Source organism: Paenibacillus sp. P46E (genome assembly GCF_001909095.1).
Lineage (GTDB): Bacteria > Bacillota > Bacilli > Paenibacillales > Paenibacillaceae > Paenibacillus_AQ > Paenibacillus_AQ helianthi.
On record NZ_LVYZ01000034.1, the window covers coordinates 113,303 to 130,617 of the forward strand.

At 54.2% G+C, this 17,315-nt stretch carries 16 protein-coding genes; 11 read left to right on the top strand and 5 right to left on the bottom strand.

The genetic code is table 11. The features are described 5' to 3' along the window. Positions 1-52: 52 nt before the first annotated feature. The gene (locus A3849_RS11400; RefSeq protein ID WP_074111521.1) at positions 53-3,769 is read right to left on the bottom strand and encodes a DNA polymerase III subunit alpha; all 3,717 of its coding nucleotides are present in this window, start codon (positions 3,767-3,769) and stop codon (positions 53-55) included. Between the two features lie 146 nt (positions 3,770-3,915). Here A3849_RS11400 and A3849_RS11405 point away from each other — a divergent pair, with 146 nt between their 5' ends. From A3849_RS11405 to A3849_RS11420, 4 genes are all read left to right on the top strand, one after another. Then, complete coding sequence (locus A3849_RS11405) at positions 3,916-4,239, top strand: YtrH family sporulation protein (protein WP_074111522.1); 324 nt, start codon at positions 3,916-3,918, stop codon at positions 4,237-4,239. Positions 4,240-4,246: 7 nt separating this feature from the next. Continuing rightward, positions 4,247-4,750 carry a sporulation membrane protein YtrI gene (locus A3849_RS11410; RefSeq protein WP_074111523.1) on the top strand — a complete coding sequence of 168 codons (504 nt, stop codon included), beginning with the start codon at positions 4,247-4,249 and terminating at the stop codon, positions 4,748-4,750. Between the two features lie 69 nt (positions 4,751-4,819). Next, positions 4,820-5,107 (top strand): YtpI family protein, encoded by a 288-nt coding sequence (locus A3849_RS11415; protein ID WP_074084011.1) that lies wholly within the window; start codon positions 4,820-4,822, stop codon positions 5,105-5,107. A gap of 31 nt (positions 5,108-5,138) precedes the next feature. Beyond that, entirely contained in the window at positions 5,139-5,990 is an 852-nt protein-coding gene (locus A3849_RS11420; RefSeq protein WP_256700734.1) for a leucine-rich repeat domain-containing protein, read from the top strand. A 156-nt stretch (positions 5,991-6,146) separates the two neighbouring features. Here the strand turns inward: A3849_RS11420 and A3849_RS11425 are convergent, their stop codons facing one another. After that, the gene (locus A3849_RS11425; protein ID WP_074111524.1) at positions 6,147-7,481 is read right to left on the bottom strand and encodes a DRTGG domain-containing protein; all 1,335 of its coding nucleotides are present in this window, start codon (positions 7,479-7,481) and stop codon (positions 6,147-6,149) included. A gap of 207 nt (positions 7,482-7,688) precedes the next feature. Further along, complete coding sequence (locus A3849_RS11430) at positions 7,689-7,976, bottom strand: hypothetical protein (RefSeq protein WP_074111525.1); 288 nt, start codon at positions 7,974-7,976, stop codon at positions 7,689-7,691. A gap of 174 nt (positions 7,977-8,150) precedes the next feature. Between A3849_RS11430 and A3849_RS11435 the strand changes: the two genes are divergently transcribed. Beyond that, entirely contained in the window at positions 8,151-8,726 is a 576-nt protein-coding gene (locus tag A3849_RS11435; protein ID WP_074111526.1) for an LURP-one-related family protein, read from the top strand. Between the two features lie 117 nt (positions 8,727-8,843). On the opposite strand, the gene A3849_RS11440 is transcribed toward A3849_RS11435, so the two are convergent. Further along, a complete protein-coding gene (locus A3849_RS11440; RefSeq protein WP_074084006.1) occupies positions 8,844-9,188 on the bottom strand; it encodes a YlbF family regulator in 345 nt (114 codons plus the stop codon). 137 nt (positions 9,189-9,325) lie between these two features. Between A3849_RS11440 and A3849_RS11445 the strand changes: the two genes are divergently transcribed. Genes A3849_RS11445 through A3849_RS11470 form a run of 6 tightly spaced genes read left to right on the top strand, consistent with a single transcriptional unit; the run spans position 9,326 to position 16,034 of the window. After that, entirely contained in the window at positions 9,326-10,693 is a 1,368-nt protein-coding gene (locus A3849_RS11445) for a YheC/YheD family endospore coat-associated protein (protein ID WP_074111527.1), read from the top strand. A 10-nt stretch (positions 10,694-10,703) separates the two neighbouring features. Further along, positions 10,704-11,846 carry a YheC/YheD family endospore coat-associated protein gene (locus A3849_RS11450; RefSeq protein ID WP_074111528.1) on the top strand — a complete coding sequence of 381 codons (1,143 nt, stop codon included), beginning with the start codon at positions 10,704-10,706 and terminating at the stop codon, positions 11,844-11,846. A 40-nt stretch (positions 11,847-11,886) separates the two neighbouring features. Further along, a complete protein-coding gene (locus A3849_RS11455; protein ID WP_074111529.1) occupies positions 11,887-13,260 on the top strand; it encodes a YheC/YheD family endospore coat-associated protein in 1,374 nt (457 codons plus the stop codon). Further along, a complete protein-coding gene (locus A3849_RS11460) occupies positions 13,257-14,369 on the top strand; it encodes a YheC/YheD family endospore coat-associated protein (protein WP_074111530.1) in 1,113 nt (370 codons plus the stop codon). The genes A3849_RS11455 and A3849_RS11460 overlap by 4 nt, the downstream gene beginning before the upstream one ends. Before the next feature lie 31 nt (positions 14,370-14,400). Beyond that, complete coding sequence (locus A3849_RS11465) at positions 14,401-14,922, top strand: GNAT family N-acetyltransferase (protein ID WP_074111531.1); 522 nt, start codon at positions 14,401-14,403, stop codon at positions 14,920-14,922. Continuing rightward, the gene (locus A3849_RS11470; protein WP_074111532.1) at positions 14,904-16,034 is read left to right on the top strand and encodes a YheC/YheD family endospore coat-associated protein; all 1,131 of its coding nucleotides are present in this window, start codon (positions 14,904-14,906) and stop codon (positions 16,032-16,034) included. The genes A3849_RS11465 and A3849_RS11470 overlap by 19 nt, the downstream gene beginning before the upstream one ends. Before the next feature lie 114 nt (positions 16,035-16,148). On the opposite strand, the gene A3849_RS11475 is transcribed toward A3849_RS11470, so the two are convergent. Further along, a partial coding sequence (locus A3849_RS11475; RefSeq protein ID WP_372237758.1) for an RCC1 domain-containing protein occupies positions 16,149-17,315 on the bottom strand: 1,167 nt, incomplete at its 5' end.

Genomic DNA, 17,315 nt, shown 5'->3' on the forward strand with positions numbered 1-17,315 from the left:
CGGGCCTTGCCCTGTGGTTTCCTAATGTATGCGGAAAAGGGCGGAAATGTTCTTATTTTATTCGGACAGTCCCGGTTCCCATCATCGCCTCGATAGCTGCAACCAGCTCGTCTGAGGGCTTAATCCGGTAGCCGTCGCTGAGCGCCAGCAGCTTCTGGTTCCGCTCATAGAACAGCAGGGTGTCGGCCGGGCCAGGGTGGGTCTGCAGCAGCGCCTGGAGACGTGACAGGAGCGCCGGATTCTCGGCGGCTGGCGTGATCTTGATAAAGACACGCTGGCCGCTGCCCGCTGCCCCGGAGTCCCGGGCAGCGGCCTCTCCGGCGGCCGGGCCGGGCTGGCCGCCGGGTCCCTGCGCCGGACGCGGGGCGGCTGCTGCAGCCGCAGCAGCGGCGCGCGGCGCGGCTGCTGCCGGCGGGGCTCCGCCGCCGGCGTTGCTGCGGGAGGCGCCGGTGCCGCCGGCGCCCGCTAGCTGCGCCGGAGCCCGGGCGGGCGCTCCGGCTGTGGCCGCCCGCCCGGGGCCTCCGGCCCGGGCGGCGGCTGCGCTGCGGCGCTGCAGCAGGCCGCGGAGCGTGTCCGCGCCAAGCGGCGCGACCTCTTCGGCCAGCAGCTTGAAGCCTTCATCCTCCTGCTGCACCTTGGCGCGCAGGGCCAGCAGAGCGCCCTTCACGATCAGGGCGCGGCTGCGTTTCCAGACCTCAGGGAAGAGTACGACCTCGCAGCGCTCAATCTGGTCTTCCCATTCCACGAAGGCCATTGCCTTGCCGGCCTTCGTGGTGATTTCCTTGACGGACACGACCATGCCCGCTGTCACGGTCTGGCTCTCATCCGCCGCTTCGCCCAGATCCATGAGCCGCTGCATGCCCGGTTCCTCAAGCAGCTCTGAGGCATCGTCCAGCGGATGCCCGGACAGATAGAGCCCGAGAAGCTCGCGTTCCAGCTCCAGCTGCTGGGTAACCGTGAAATTTGGAATATCCGGGTAGCGGATTTCCCAGTTCGGCGTTTCTATCAGATCGTCGAAGAGCTGAATCTGCAGCTCGTCGCGTTCCTTACGCCACTTCAGTGCGGCATCCACGGTCTCATCCAGCATGGCAAGCAATTGGGCACGATGACCCGGAAGCCGGTCGAACGCTCCCGCCTGTAGCAGAGACTCCACCACCCGTTTGTTGCAGACGCGGAGATCCACGCGGCGGCAGAAGTCGAGCAGGCTGTCAAACGGCCTCTCCTTGCGGACCTCCATAATATTCTCCACGGCCAGGGTGCCGACATTCTTGACAGCTGCCAGTCCAAAGCGGATATGCCCTACACCTTCGCCCGGGACGGGAGTGAACAATACGCCGCTCTCGTTGACATCCGGCGGCAGCACACCGATCCCGCTGCGGCGGCATTCCAGTACATATTCCGCCACCTTACGGTGGGTCCCCATCACAGCCGTCAGCATGGCTGCCATGAACTGGACGGGATAATGAGCCTTGAGATAGGCCGTCTGGAAAGCCAGCACGCCATAGGCTGCTGCATGGGCGCGCGGGAATCCGTAGTTGGCAAACCGCACAATCATATCATAGACGGCATTGGCATCCGCCTCTGTATAGCCCTGCTGAAGGCTGCCCTGCACGAAATGGCCGCGCTCCTTGTCAAGTGTCTCCCGCTTCTTCTTGGAGACCGCCCGGCGCAGCAGGTCCGCTTCTCCGAGCGAAAACCCTGCCATCAGCGAAGCAATCTGCATGATCTGCTCCTGATAGACGATTATACCGTAGGTATCATCCAGGATCTGCTTCAGATCGGCATGCGGATACTCCACTTCGATCTGGCCATGCTTGCCTGCGATATATTTAGGGATGAACTCCATAGGACCGGGACGGTACAATGCCACCACCGATACAATATCCTCGAAGCCTGTAGGCTTCATATCCTTAAGAACACGCCGTACCCCTGCAGACTCCATCTGGAAGACCCCGGTGGTTTCTCCTGCGCTCAGCATCTCATAGGTTAGAGGATCATCATCGGGAATGATGCGGAAATCCGGAGCACTGCCGGTCATTTCCGTAATCCAGTTCATGCTGCGCTCAATAATGGATAGCGTGCGCAGCCCCAGAAAATCCATCTTCAGCAGTCCCACGCTCTCCAGATGCTCCATGGAATACTGGGTCAGCGCTGTGCTCTCATTGCCGGCCTGAAGCGGTACGGCATCGGTCAGGGGCCCCTTGGAGATCACGACACCTGCCGCATGGGTCGAAGCATGACGGGGCATGCCCTCTACCTTCATCGCCATGTCAAGCAGGCCTTTGATCTTCAGATTGCTGTCATAGAGCGCCTTCAGCTCCGGCGCCCCCTCCAGTGCCCGGGTGATGCTGATTCCCAGCTGCCCCGGGATCAGCTTCGCCGCTTTGTCCACCTCGTTATAGGGCAGATTGAGTGCCCTGCCCACGTCACGCACTGCCGCTCTGGCAGCCATCGTTCCGAAGGTGATAATCTGCGCCACATGCTCTTTGCCGTATTTATTCACTACATACGCGATAACCTCATCCCGGCGCTCGTCGCTGAAGTCGATATCAATATCCGGCATCGTTATACGCTCGGGATTAAGAAACCGCTCGAAGAGCAGGTTGTACTTCAGCGGGTCCACATCAGTAATCCGCAGGCAGTAGGCGGTCAGGCTGCCTGCGGAGGAACCTCTTCCCGGACCTGTAACAATCCCGTTGCGATGGCAAAAGGCAATGAAGTCCCATACGATCAGAAAATAATCGCTGAACCCCATGTTCTCAATCACGCCCAGCTCATAAGCCAAGCGCTTCCCGGCCGCTTCCTTCTCTTCTGGCGAAGACCAGCGCGGTGTATCCGCATAGCGGGCTTCCAGCCCGTTCCAGCAGAGCTCACGGAGATAGGCGGCAGCATCCATGCCTTCAGGCAGCGGAGAATAGGCCGGCAGGATATGCTCGCCAAAGGTCAGCTCCAGATTGCACTTCTCGGCAATTTGGAGTGTGTTCGCCAGCGCCTGCGGCACATGCGGGAACAACGCGCCCATTTGCTCACCGCTCTTGAGGAACAGCTGGTCGGTTCCAATCTTCAGACGCTCCTCGTCATCAACGGTCTTCCCGGTGCCGATGCAGATCAGCACATCCTGGACCTCCGCGTCCTCTTTGGCCAGATAATGGACATCATTGGTGGCTACCAGCGGGATGCCGCATTCAGAAGCGAGGGCAATCAGCTGCGGGTTCACCCGCTTTTGCTCAGGAATCCCGTGATCCTGCAGCTCCAGATAGAAATCCTCGCCAAAAATCTCCTTGTACCGGAGCGCCGCTTTGCGCGCCTCTTCTTCGCGTCCATGCAGCAGATGCTGCGGGACCTCACCGCCAAGACAGGCGCTTAAGCAGATGATACCCTCGGCATGGGCGGCAAGGGATTCCATATCAATGCGAGGCTTATAGTGTTGGCCCTCCAGATGGCCGATGGACACCAGCCGCATCAAATTTTTGTATCCGGTCTCATTCTTTGCGAGCAGGATCAGATGGTAGATCGGCTGATCCTTACGGCTGCCCCGCTCACGACGCGAGCCAGCAGTCAAATAGGCTTCACAGCCGATGATCGGCTGGATACCGCTGGCCTTGCACGCTTTATAAAAGGGGATTGCCCCATACATTACTCCATGATCCGTAAGCGCCAGCGATTTCATGCCATATTCGCCGGCACGGCGCACCAGATCTGTAATGCGTGCCGCCCCGTCCAGTAAACTGTACTCGCTGTGCACATGCAAATGCACGAAAGGGCTCATATCCCCACTTCCCTTCAGGTTCCAAAATCAAAACATAAGATGAAACTATTTTATCATATTCAAGGGGGACCCGCCCATAGAATGAAGAAAGAACACAGGGACAGGCTGAGTCAAGTACGGCCTGGTTCGGAAAGGGGCTTTTGGGTATGAATATTTTTTTGAGCAAAGCCGTCCTCGATTTCTTTATTGCCTTCGGGATAGTGCTGGGAGGAGCCATGCTGGGCGGTATGGGGGCTATCGTCTCGCTTCAGCCGCCGACACAAACTATGCTGGACGTGGCCGACCGCATTAAGATCTGGGCACTTGCCGCAGCCGTCGGTGGAACTATCGACCCGATGCGGGTCATTGAGAGCAACATGCTGGGCGGCAATCTCTCACCAGCCATCAAGCAAGTTCTTTATTTAGTCTTCGCCTTTCTAGGCGCTCATATGGGCAGCGAGCTGGTCAAATGGGTGTGCGGCAAGGGGTGAGCAGGACATGAGGGTTCCTCCCTTCCAGCGCTACCGCCGCTTTTCGCAGATTTCCGCCGTCTTCGTGCTGGGAATGGTTGTGGGAAGCATCATCTATAACGCCATATTTCATATGGGCTATAATGTACTCTGGCTGAATAATCAGTCTCTCCGCGTGCAGATCGAGCAGTACCGCAAGGATATCCAGACACTCAAGAAATACAACAACACCTCTACTGTGATCCGGGAAATTAAACTGCGCACAGAGGAAAGCACGGGGAAAGAAGGCGCTGCATCTCTTGATCCCGTCACTATGAAGGAAATCATCCGCAAAATGAGCACAGACCTTGAGCCGATGCGCGGGCGCAGCATGTTCGATATTGACACTGACGGCAAGCTGGCCCGGCTTCTTTTGGATGGCAAAATCTATATTGTGCGCGAAAAGGAATACGCTGTCCGCATCCGCACTATGCTCGTTATGGAAGGCGTACTGCAAATCTGGGTTGAAATCAGTCCCTATAGACGCAGCTGAGGACAATCATGGTACAATAGTTGGCAAAACACGGCTTATACTATCCGGCTACAAAGGAGCTGCCTGTCCATGATTCTGTTCATCAAATATGTGCTGTTCATTCTGATGATGGTCTGTTTGATTGGTGCCGCCGTCTACAGCTTCTATTCCCGCAGAGCGCAGGACCCGCTGGAAAAAGGAGTCAAACGCTCGATCATGAACATTCTGCTTGGCGCCATGTTGGTATCGCTCTCCCTGATCTGTATGTTTGTGTTCCGCGGCTCCACGGTTAATGTGATTATCGAGGCAGTGTTTCTGCTGATTGGGGCATTCAACATTTTTTCCGGGCTGCGAAGCTATGGATTCTACAAAGCTTGAAAAATGAAGATGATACCCAGGAGGTAACCCCGTGAAAATCGATGGATCCCACAGCAGGCTGGCAGTAATGCCGGAGCTGGATCAGCCCTTAAGTGAAATAACCGATCTGAATCTTTATGACAATATGTTCAGCAGCATTCCCGATGAGGTATTTCTGATGCACAATCTGGAAATCTTGAATCTTTCCGGTAATAGACTTCAGAGCATTCCACCTGAAATCCAAACCCTCTGCAAGGTCAAAATGATTGATTTCGGCCATAACCAAATCGAAACGGTTCCAGCGGAAATTGGAAAGCTGGCTCAGCTGGAAGACTACCTATATCTCCATAACAATCGTTTCCACACCGTCCCTCCTGAAATAGGACAACTGGATAAGCTGAAATATTTGAACCTTAGCGATAATTCACTTACGGAATTACCTGCTGAGCTTGGCGGTCTTACCCGAATGGTCGAATTGCGGATCATGAACAATCAATTAACTGCCTTACCCGAAGCTTGCGGAAAACTCGTTAACCTTAGGGAACTGCATCTCAAAAAAAACCGTCTCTCCGGACTCCCGGAGATATTCGGCGGACTGCCGCGTCTCCGGGTATTGGATGCTGAAGATAATCAGTTGCTTCATGTACCGGAATCTGTAACCGAATGTACCAGGCTGCGGAGGCTGAATCTGCGGAATAACCGGCTTTCTGGGCTCCCTGAGAGAATCGGACGATTGACGAATCTATTAGAGCTGGATTTGAGAAGTAATCATCTGACGGAACTCCCCGAATCTTTACTGGAAATCGAGGGTCTGGAACGCTTGGATCTGCGCTGGAATCATGAGTTAACCGTTCCGGGCTGGCTGCAGAGGCTGGAGGATAACGGCTGTATCGTATATGTGTAATGGGTTGTATCGCAAAAAGACTATCTCCGGCGCACGGGATAGTCTTTTTGACAAGTATAGCTGAACTTATATTTATAAGAGTCCATAGTTGAAACTAGTCACAGCCGGCAATTGATAACACTCGCTTGCTGGTCTGCTTATCGGAATCCGCGACCGTCAGCCATGATCTATCGATTGCAGCAGCAGTACCGCTTTGGCAACAAGGGTTTCCAAGTGGCTGATTTCGATTTCCATTTTGCAGGACCGGCGGCTAATTTCCAGCAGCTTCGGCATCACCATAATCGAGTGCTCGATCTGAACCGGACGGATAAAGTAGGTAGACATGTTATCAAGCACATAATCATTGCCCGTGATATCCTTGGCTGCCTTGAAGGCAGAGAGCGTCATCAGTGTAGACAATACACCTTCGGAGATAGTCCCCAGGTCCGTTGCCATCTGCGGGGTAATAAAGCCATGGAAAAAAAGCTTCCCCTCCTCATCCCGCTCATCGGCAAAGCCGTTCCAGATCAGATGATCGAAGGTTTCTCCGAGCTGAGGCTGGTTGCTGGCGTCCCGCAGGCTCTGCAATACTTCTCTGCGGGTCAGCGAGCCGACCAGCTTACGGTTGCGGTCAACGATCGGCAGGAAGTCAATACCCTCCCACATCATAATCTGGGCCGCCGATGCCAGCGAGGTCTGAAGTCCGGCAGTAATCGGGCTGCGGACCATGGCTTTCTCAATACTTACCCCCTCGGCAAGCTCCTCCACATCGCGGCGGCCCACGATCCCAATGACCCGGTTCCACTCATCCGTTACCGGGAAGCGCTGTTCCCCGCTGTCCAAGGACAGCTGACGGAGCTCGCCGACCGTGCTGGAAATTTTGAGTATGTTCAGGCGAGGCTTGTTATCAACGATATCTTCAACGAGCATAATTTTCTTCTTGATCAGCCGGTCAAAAATCGCCCGGTTAATCATCGACGCCACCGTAAACGTATCATGCCGCGAGGAAATCACAGGCAGATCCAATTCATCGGCCTGTGCCTTGACGTCACGGCTTGTCCCGAAGCCCCCGGTCACCAACACCCCTGCTCCCTGCTCCAGTGCAAGCGAGTGCACATCCTCACGGTTCCCGACGATCAGGAGGCTGTCCGCATCAATATAGCGGATCATCGCATCCACCTTCATGGCCCCAATAACATATTTATGCAGATGTTTGTTCAGTCCGTCCGCTCCGCCCAGCACATGGCCTTCTACAATATCAACCACATCCCCGAAGGTCAACTGGTCGGAGATGTTACGGGGTTTCTTTTCCACCCGGACTGTGCCGATCCGCTCCTTGGTAATGACGATGCCTAGATTCTCGGCTTCCTTCACTGCACGGTATGCCGTACCTTCACTGACGCCCATTTCCTTTGCCAGCTTGCGGACGGAAATTTTGGTCCCTACCTTCAGGCTTTCGATGTGTTGCAGCAGTTGTTCATGCTTGGTTATGTTATCGACTTGACCTTCCAACTGTTACACCCCCATGCTCCGATCTGTACTATTCTGTACCCATTATACACGTTCGGAACACAGGAGCACAACCGCTTGTCCGGGCATTTGGATAGCATGGATTATCCAGTGGAAAACCTGATGTCCGCTGAGGGAACCCTATGAAAAATCCCCCGATCCCGCTGCTGCAGCGGACTCAGAGGATGGACATATCTGCAATTCTCATACTCAGGATCTTTGCGACACTCTGGCCGGTTCATCCTTCCATTTGTTTTGCCACTGTTCCAGCTTATGCTTGCGGACAGCCTCCAGCCGTTTGTGCTTCTCTTCATCCACGCCGATAATGAAATGCAGATGTGAAGCAATGACCAGAAAGGCAAAAATACACCAGACGACACCGAAACCAAGCACCCAGCCGGGACCGTTCTGAAAAGACAGCTGCGGCAGCGCGTAGAGCAGCATGGCCAGTGCCGCCAGCATGTAGATGACATGCTTGAATTTGTTTCTTTTTTTCATGAAGACCGCTCCTTCTCTCTCAAGAGTTGTTCAATTGAATCTATATCTCTACTCTATGAACCCGCTAACTGAATTATGAGACAAGTCATGAAAAAAGATGCGAAGGTGAGTTTTGCTTATAGCAAGGACCGCTGTGGTATGAGATGATGGATACATTCCAGGGAGGGATTTCCATTGAACAATGCATTTAACTATTCCGAGTACATAATCCGTAAAAAGGTATTCTCCATCATGGGAGCCAAACTGCATATCTACAACAGCTCAGAGGAGCTTGTGCTGTATTCGCAAATGAAGGCTTTCAAGCTGAAAGAAGATATTTCCATCTACAACGACGAGAGTATGACAACGGAACTGCTGCGTATCAAGGCGCGCAATGTCATTGATTTCAGCGCCACCTATGATGTGCATGACTCGGAGACTGGCGAGCATCTCGGCGCACTGCGCCGCAAAGGGCTCAAATCGATTGTGAAGGATGAATGGATTCTGCTGGACAGTCACGATTCTGAAATCGGATTGATCAAGGAAGACAGTGCCCTTATGGCGCTGCTGCGGCGTGTCATTACACTGATTCCGCAAAAATATAACATTGAGCTCAGGGACGTTACCATTCCTGCTTTCCGGCAGAACTTCAATCCCTTTGTCACCAAAATTATCGCCGACTTCTCCGAGGACCGCAAAGGCCTGCTTGACCGCCGTCTCGCTCTGGCTGCCGGAATTCTGCTGTGCGCAGTGGAGGGCAAGCAGGACTAGCCTGCCGCTGCTGAATTTAGGTTGAAACACCAAAACGGGGGCCGTCCTCCAGCCGCATAGGCTAAAGGACGACCCCCGTTTTTTCATGATGGTGCAGGTATCATACAGACTGAGAGACTACTGTGCCCCGCCGTACATTTGCGACAGGCTGTCTGTAATGATTTTGTTCACATCCTCAATAACCACACTGAGACGTCGTTCCGCATCGAACAATCTGCGGATGCCCAGATTCAGGTTCAGCACCTCGAACAGCTTCTCCATCTTCTCCATTTCCTCCTGTGGAGGCATTTCTCCGCTCATCATCCGTTGCTGCAGTTCAATCTGGTTCTGGCGGAAGTTATCGAGCATACGCTTGCTCTCCTGATCCGCTTCAATCACCTTCATTGCGCTTGCGATATCTGCGACCTCGCTGCTGTCTTTAATGGCACGCGCCAATTCATGCGCCTTGTCAATTACGTTCATATTAGTTCCTCCTAAAGTTTTGTGAGTATAAAGAATAGGTCAATCACCAAGGGTCAGATGTCTCCATATGATGAATGATATGTAACCCTAAAGATTCAATAGCCGGCATCATGCTGCCTACCGGAAGGAGATCCACGATGTCTAAGTTCAAGATCCCGGTCCACACGGTCCACTCGGGCATCCTGCAGGAAAACGCTGTAATGCTTGGCGACAAATCCATCAAGAGGCTCAAAATACCGGCGCATGGCTCCATCCAGCTCACCTTCGGGTCATTCCGTCAGGAGGTTACGGTCATTCCGGTTCCCAAAACCGATAGTCTGCGTGTCAGCGAAGCACTGGCCCGCCGGCTCGGGCTCAGACAGCGGCTTACGCTCAATGTCTCCTACAGTCCGGGAAGCCGTACCTTGCGCCTCGGGCCGATGATCGGTGTACTGGTGAGCCGTGACTACCCGGATCATCCTGACCGGTTGTTCGGCCCGATCACCATGTTCTGCCGGGAGCTTACCCATGCCTGCCATGCGCAAGGCGCCTATGTCTATTTCTTCACCCCTGAAGCACTGGAAGCGCGCAGTTCCTCCATTCAGGGCTGGGTATACGATGAGGGCTGGCGGAAGCTGAGTCTTCCTGTTGCCGATGTGATCAACAATCGGCTTACAACGCGAAAGGTAGAGAACAAACCTAGCGTACAGCATTTTCTGGCCGATGTAAAATCCCGCTATGGTACACACTTTTTCAATGAAAAATTTCTTGACAAGACAGAAGTATTTGAAGCGCTGGCGCAAGATGCCACGCTGCAGAGATATTTACCGGAATCCCATGCCCTGAAAGGTTTTGCCGTGTTAAAGAAGATGTGCGGCACCTACAACAGTGTGTTCCTCAAACCGGTTCGCGGCAGTCTCGGCAAAGGAATTCTGCGCATTTCTAAGGAAGAGGGCGGTGGCTACCAGCTGTTGTCCACTACACCGCTGGGTACCCGCAAACAAAGCTATCCCAGCCTGACCAAGCTGTTCCAGTCCTTCGCTCCCAAGATGAAGACCACACGTTATCAGATTCAGCAAGGTCTGAACCTGATGGAGCTGGGGCGGCGGCCTGTCGATTTCCGAGCTCTTGTGCAAAAGAACGGTACCGGCAAATGGGGCGTCACCTCCATTGTCGCCCGTACGGCCGGAAGCAATCATTTCGTCTCCAATCTGGCCCGCGGGGGGACGCTTAGCACTGTTCGGGAAGCAATCACCAAGAGTAATCTGCCCTCTGGTGTAAAAGAGAGCTCGCAGGTCCAGCTGCCCCGGGCGGCTCTGGCTATCGCCAGAGGTGTAGAAACCTACATTCCCGCGCATTTCGGAGAGCTGGGTATCGACCTCGCTCTGGACCAATCCGGGAGAATTTGGCTTTTGGAGGTCAATTCCAAGCCATCCAAGAACGACAATACCCCGCTGAACGATCAGAAGATCCGGCCGTCTGTGAAGCAAATGATTCTATATTGCCGCTATCTGGCCGGGTTATAAGGAGGACATCATGACGGAGACCGCATTGGGGTTACTAGGCATTATGACAGGGCGAAGCCATGGGAATCCCCCTATCGCAGAACCGGAGTTCTGCACAAGGCTGTGCCGGGCGGCCCCGCTGTACGATCTCCAGGTCATTGTGTTCCACCCGTATGGCGTAGCCAGCGACGGCCGAACCGTCAACGGATATACCTGGGAGGATGGGCAATGGAAGTCTGTATGCACCTCTGCCCCGGATGTCCTGTACAACCGTTGCCTGATTACAAGTCCGCAGGAGAAAAGAGCAGCTTCCTCCGCCTTGGCCGCCCTTTCACGCTCCCTCCCCTGGTCGCGCGGAATTCCGGATAAATGGGGCGTCTACGAAATACTCCGGCGCAGCCGAAGGGCTGCCGGTCTTCTGCCCGAGACCCGGATCTACAAGGATACCGGGGAGCTCGGAACCATGCTTGCGGAAAGAGAACAAGGCGTGTTCCTGAAGCCACGGGCCGGCTCGCACGGCAAACGCACACTTCATGCTGTAAGGTTACCCCGAAGCAAAGGCGGAGGCATTAGCCTTCGCGGACGGGATGGGGCTAACCTTCCTTTTCAACATGTGTTCGGCTCGCTGGATGAAGGTCTGGGCTGGGTCCAGGATTTCACCGGCTCGCGCCGCTATATTATACAGCCTTATCTGCAGTTGACAGACCGTCGCGGCCTGCCGTTCGATGTGCGCGTGCTTATGCAAAAGAACGGCCATGGCGCCTGGATGCTGACCGGCATGGCTGTTCGGCTGGGCAGGCCGGATTCACTTACTTCGAATCTGCATGGCGGAGGGACAGCCGTCGCTCCGTTGCCGTTCCTGCTTGCAGAATACGGTAAGTCCGGAGAAGAGCTGCTGCAGGAGCTGGCCGCGGCAGCAGCTCTTCTGCCTCCCTTGCTGGAGGAGGCCTGCGGCAGACTCGGTGAGCTGGGTCTCGACTTCGGCCTGGACCCCGCCGGCAGAATCTATCTGCTCGAAGCCAATTCCAAACCAGGGCGCACGGTGTTCCGGCTGACGGGCGACCGCCGGGCTGCTAGGCTCGCCGCCGAGAACCCGCTGCGCTATACCAGGCATCTGCTGCTTACTTCTGCGGCGAACACCCGCGTGTTCGCCGCTGAACCGCTCCGTTATTAACGGGAGAATGAAATCAATGGTTCCTAAGGAGGATTCATAAATGGGTCTCACTTTTTGCAATGTTCATTTTACCAAGCAGCCCCAAAGAGTAGTCTACGTCTCGGGTGAACTGATGAGAAGCCTGAAACTGACCGGTAAGAAAAATATCCGCCTGCGGCTGGGCAAAGATGCGATCCCGGCGATGATTAAGCCGATCAAACGCGCCGGTAAACATCTTTTTCTCGCCTCGGGTGTGAAGAGTGCAATCAAAATTCCAAAGTCCGGCGGCGTCTATCTGCGAAATCTGCAGAATGATGAAGTTCAGCTCGGTCCGCTTGTCGGCGTGCTAACCGACGGTCCGGCTTCTTCGGCACAGCCTTTTGGCTCCCGTACCGGCTTCATCAAGCAGCTGCTGCGGGAAGGAAGCAACAAATGCTACATCTTCGCGTTTATGCCGCGGGACATTGACTGGCAGCAGGAGCAGGTCAATGGCTATTTCCTGAACGCCAGCGGTAAATTCGAGCGCAAGCTGGTCCCGCTTCCGGATGTCGTCTACAACCGGCTCCCCAGCCGGAGAGCTGAGACTTCTCCCTACATCAACCAGCTGCGTGAACGTTTTGGACGGAAGAAGATCCCCTATTTCAATTGGAGTTTTTTCAACAAATCGGATATATACCGGTTGCTTGAGAATGACAGCGCGGCGAGCCGCTTCGTGCCTGAAACGCACAGCAACCCGAGCCCGGAGCAGATGCGGGATATGCTCGACCGCCATCATTTCGTATATTACAAACCTTCAGCGGGCAGCCTGGGGCATGGGATCTACCGGCTGACCTATCTGCCGAAGAAGGGCTACTTCGCCCGCTACCGGAAGAACGGTAAAAATGTGCTTCTGCGCTTCGCCAGCTTCGACAGCCTGATGCGGATGCTGCGGGGCCGGCACGGCCAAAGTCTGCAAAGCTATGTGGTGCAGCAGGGCATCCGGCTGATTGAAATTGACAGCTGCCCGATCGACTTCCGTTTTCACATGCACAAGAACGGCAGTAATCAGTGGGTTGTCGTCGGAATCGGCGCCAAAAAAGCCGGCCGGGGCAGTGTCACCACCCATCTCAAGAACGGCGGCGCACTGCTTACTCCGCAGCAGGCTCTAGGGCGAGTCTTCGGGGCCAGAGCCGACGAAGTATTACAGCGGGCCAAAACAACGGCTGTCAAGCTTGCCGAATCTCTAGAGATACAACACAGGCATCTGATCGGTGAAATCGGTTTTGACCTTGGCATTGACCAGGATGAGGACATCTGGATGTTTGAGGCAAACGCCAAACCGGGACGCTCAATCTTCCGCCACCCTTCCCTGCGTGCTGAGGGCAAAGCTTCCGTCGAGCATATTCTGGAGCATTGTCTGTACCTCAGCAAATTCCGCAGGAGGGATGAATTGTGAACAGCCGAATTCCCGACCCCGGCAAACCTGTGATCGCCATTCTGACAACCAGCGACCGGCTGCGGCAATTCCGCGGCAACCGCGAAAACTTCCGTGATATTATCCGTACCGGCAAGGAAATGGGATATTGGGTGTATGTCGTCACCGTCCGCGATCTGAAACTGGATGAGCGGGTGGTGAACGGCTACGTTCCCTCCCCCAGCGGCAAGATCTGGTACAGTACCCCCATGCCATTGCCGCAGGTCATATATAACCGGATTCCAAACCGTGAAGACGAGGAAAAAGCACCTGTCGCCCGCAAAATAGCAGAATGTCTGGAGCATCCTGAAATCCACCTCTACAATCCCAGCTTTTTTAATAAGTGGAATTTGTTTGAATGGTTGAAGGAGTCACGTGCCACCTCTAAGCATGTCCCCAAAACAAGACGTTTGCGCAGCGCAAATACGCTGGTTGCGATGCTGAAGAATCATGACAGCCTCTATCTCAAACCAGAGAACGGAAAAGCGGGCAAAGGGATCATGCGTCTGAAGTATCGCCTGGACACCAGCCTGCCTTACCGCCTGCAAATTCAGAGCGGCAAAAAAAACGTGACCTATAAAGCAGCTTCCCTTGAGCGTCTCTGGGCACGGATCGGTCGGGAACGGGGAGGCTCACGCTATATTGTACAACAGGCGATTGCGCTTGCCGCACACCGCGGCCGCCCTTTCGATCTGCGTGTGCTTCTTCAAAAGAATGGCAAAGGGGCCTGGGCAGTAACCGGAATCGGCGCACGGCTGGCTGGGGCCCGGAGCATTACGACCCATGTTCCGCGGGGAGGCAGCATTGAGGAGCCTGCCGCTATGCTGGAAGGCACCTTCGGTACCGAGCGGACGACAGCTATTCTGAAGAATGTCCCTACGACCGCACTGCTGATCGCCCGGCAAATTGAGCGGGCATCGGAAACCATGCTTGGAGAGATGTCCATGGATTTGGGTGTGGATGAGGAAGGCGGACTGTGGTTCTTCGAGGCCAACTCCCGTCCAATGAAATTCGATGAGCCCGCAATCCGGAAGCTGTCGCTGGAACGGATCTTTCATTACGGTCAACATCTGTCCCGTCAGAGCAAGTAGTCCAAGTAACCCAGTAAAGGAAGTGACCACCATGCAGATATCCTCCATATGTGACAGTGACCCGGTGCGGTGGAACATCAGGCTGGCGGGTTTGCTGGAGTTCTTGAGGGAGCACGGTGAGCGGCGAATCACGTTTCGTGGTTGCAGAGTGCTGGCCCGGCTTACACCAGAGCAGCTGTCACAGCCTGGCGTGTCACTACTGGTTGCCACGGTACGCGGCCAGAACGGGCGACAGCTTGCCGGTGTCAGCTTCGTGTCCGGCTTCGGCAAGGATGCCAGCCTTGTTGCCGTCCACCCCTTGTACCGGAACCGTCATACCGGAACAGCGCTGCTGTCCGCACAGCTCGAACGCCTGGGCAGTCTGGAATGCACTGTAGCCTGCGACAATACGGCAAGCCTGAAGATGTGCTTCAATACAGGGCTTGTGGCCGTGGCACTACACGATGGCCCTACCGGCAAACCCACACTGCTGCTCCGTTCGCCGCTTCTCCCAGGCAGCCCGTCCACAACTCTTCCACAAGAAGGTGAACTCCTGTGCCAGAACCCGTCTTAGGCATCCTTACGCTCTATTTGAACGAAGCAAGGCAGCTTGAAGAGAAAAGCGTATACCGGAGGATGATTATTGAAGGCAGCCGGATTGGCCTGGATGTATTTGTATTCACCCCCGCCGATGTGCACGCCAGTAAAGATCAGATTAATGCTCTCGTCTACGATGTGAAAAGCGGAACATGGTCGCGCAAATGGCGCTCCCTTCCGAATATGATCTATGACCGCTGCCGGATCCAGCGCAGCCAGCGCTTCCAGCAGCTGTTGCACTTCCGCGCGCGGTACAATCACCTGACCTTCCTGAACCGGCCGCTGCGCAATAAATGGACCGTCCACCAGACCTTCTCGCAGCGGAGCCGCTTCCGGCAGCACATGCCGGAAACGTTGCTGTATCAGTCCTCCGCTGACCTTCACCGGATGCTGAAATCCAGTCCGGTAGTCTATGTCAAGCCGATCAACGGCACGGGTGGACGCGGCATCCTGCGGATCGAACGGCAGGGCCAAGGTAAATCCCTATACGATATCCAGGGACGCCGCCAGAGCCGGCAGATCATCGCGCCCCGGAAGGTGTCGCTGAGCCGTCTGGATTCTATAGTGCGCCAGTGGTGCCTCGGCGGACGGTTCCTGGTCCAGCAGGGTATCCCGCTGCGCCTGCCGAGCGGACGCTACCACGATTACCGCATGCTTGTGCAAAAGAACGGCCAGGGCGCCTGGGAGCTGACCGGCATGGCCGGCCGCGTGGGCGCCGCCCGCAGCGTCACCTCGAATCTCCACGGCGGCGGCCATGCCATCCGCGCCGAGATCCTGCTGAAACAATGGCTCGGCAGCGAAGAGAAGGCCGGCAAAACCATGAAGACCGCAGAGAAGCTGGGCCTCGACGCCGCAGCCTTTCTGGAGGAGAGCTTCGGTGCCTTGTGCGAGCTGGCGCTGGACCTCGCCATTGACCGCGAAGGACACATCTACGTGCTGGAGGTCAACCCCAAGCCCGCCCGCGAAGTCTTCGCCCGCTCCGGCGACAGCGGCACCTACCGCAAGGCGTTGATGCGCCCGCTGGAGTATGCGATGTGGGTGTATAAGAACAAGAACACGCCGAGTTCGGTGAAGACGGTTGAGGAATAGAGCGACTAAAAAAACTAAACCACCTTTCCTGTTTTAATCAGGTTGGGCGGTTTAGCATTTTTTTGGAGACTCAAATATGTTATAGATTCATTCGGTGGTTTGAAGCAAGAAGAGCTATAGCCAAAATTTCATATTTTTATATCTATGATTCAAATTTTCTACAACAATGATAGGAATTGGTTTGGATAATTGCTCTTTCAAATAAAGAAAGCTGATTTCTGTGTTTAAAGTCTGTTTCTGTACTTCAGAAGGTATAACATAGATTTCCAATTTTTTCATACTATCTACTATGTCAAGAACTTCATAATAAATCTTTTGTTTTCCGGGTACATTCAAGATTAAAGGAACCTCAGCAACCCCGTTAGTAAATAGAACATTAACTATAGTTTCTCCATCAGTTGAAAGTTCTTTATCTCCAAATTGTCCAGAACTTCCTGCTGATGCTACAGTATAACCTGAGATTTTCACTTTTAATGTTCCATTCAAAATATTCGAATCAACCGCATATACATTGTCATACACACTCACCCTTACTGTTGCACGTTCACCGGCTACGACCGAGAACTTCTCAAGTGACAAATTATTGTTTAGTTTGGCACCTAAAGCATTGTATATTACAAACCATTTCTTTTCCGACCATTCTGACCAAACCTGCTGATCCTTTACCCTCACTTGAACCCTAAGAGGTTCATACTCTGGAAGTGAGTTAATTACAAGCCACGATCCAGTAGCTGATGTCGAATTCTGTACCAGCTCACCTGAATCCTCAACAACATCGCCCGTTTCATTCAGTATCTGAACTTGATAAGCTGTGAAAAGAGTCAATGCAGCATCGTTTTGACTCCATTTAATTAATGGCTTTCCAATTATTATTTCCTCCGGCGCTTCCTCACTTCCCAACGGGTAAGTCAAGGTCACTTTTGGCGCAGTATTTTCTTTCACCAGTGCCGGTGTGCTATGCGCCACCGTAGTTCCATCTCCCAACTGGCCTTCACTGTTATCACTCCCCCAGGCCCAGGCGCTTCCATCAGTTTTAGTAACTACTATGTGATATCTGCCTGTCACTATTGCATTAACTTCGCTGATTCCAGTCTCTTTAATTGGGGAGCCATTTATCCAGGACCATACACTTCCATCTGTCAAAATAACATGATTTCTGATCCCCCCGGAGATTGCCTGTGCACCGCTTAGGCCACTAACGGTCCTAAAATCTGTGCTAGTTCCTCCCCATACTCCTACGCTTCCATCTTTCTTCAGCGCCAATCCATAGTTGTATCCATT

Excerpts from the sequence above, each read along its gene's own strand:
- A3849_RS11405 (WP_074111522.1), top strand. The coding sequence starts at position 3,916 with ATGAATATTTTTTTGAGCAAAGCCGTCCTCGATTTCTTTATTGCCTTC.
- A3849_RS11440 (WP_074084006.1), bottom strand. The coding sequence starts at position 9,188 with ATGAACGTAATTGACAAGGCGCATGAATTGGCGCGTGCCATTAAAGAC.
- A3849_RS11430 (WP_074111525.1), bottom strand. The coding sequence starts at position 7,976 with ATGAAAAAAAGAAACAAATTCAAGCATGTCATCTACATGCTGGCGGCA.
- A3849_RS11455 (WP_074111529.1), top strand. The coding sequence starts at position 11,887 with ATGGGTCTCACTTTTTGCAATGTTCATTTTACCAAGCAGCCCCAAAGA.
- A3849_RS11450 (WP_074111528.1), top strand. The coding sequence starts at position 10,704 with ATGACGGAGACCGCATTGGGGTTACTAGGCATTATGACAGGGCGAAGC.
- A3849_RS11415 (WP_074084011.1), top strand. The coding sequence starts at position 4,820 with ATGATTCTGTTCATCAAATATGTGCTGTTCATTCTGATGATGGTCTGT.
- A3849_RS11410 (WP_074111523.1), top strand. The coding sequence starts at position 4,247 with ATGAGGGTTCCTCCCTTCCAGCGCTACCGCCGCTTTTCGCAGATTTCC.
- A3849_RS11465 (WP_074111531.1), top strand. The coding sequence starts at position 14,401 with ATGCAGATATCCTCCATATGTGACAGTGACCCGGTGCGGTGGAACATC.
- A3849_RS11445 (WP_074111527.1), top strand. The coding sequence starts at position 9,326 with ATGTCTAAGTTCAAGATCCCGGTCCACACGGTCCACTCGGGCATCCTG.
- A3849_RS11400 (WP_074111521.1), bottom strand. The coding sequence starts at position 3,769 with ATGAGCCCTTTCGTGCATTTGCATGTGCACAGCGAGTACAGTTTACTG.